At 55.2% G+C, this 230-nt stretch carries 1 pseudogene; it reads left to right on the top strand.

Annotation, left to right across the window (positions count from 1 at the left end):
* Window positions 1–13: 13 nt before the first annotated feature.
* Window positions 14–230: pseudogene (locus HWD93_RS20250) on the top strand (hypothetical protein); the annotation flags it as partial.

Genomic DNA, 230 nt, shown 5'->3' on the forward strand with positions numbered 1-230 from the left:
TTCACCGCACTGTATGCAGGGGCATGCTCAGGCCATTTCACTTCTCTTTCCTATGGAGGCAGTGTTTGAATCCTTTGTCACTGCCTGGCTGCGCTATCGTTGCCATGCTCACTGGCAGGTGAAGCCGCAATCAAAGTCACATTATCTTGTCCACCAGGGTGAAACGCCCAGATTTCAGCTCCGGCCAGATGTATGGCTTATCCCGCGTAACGGCCCGGAGGCCTCTGCCG

Origin of the sequence: Curtobacterium sp. C2H10 (assembly GCF_025407985.1) — a bacterium.
Classification (GTDB): Bacteria; Actinomycetota; Actinomycetes; order Actinomycetales; family Microbacteriaceae; genus Curtobacterium.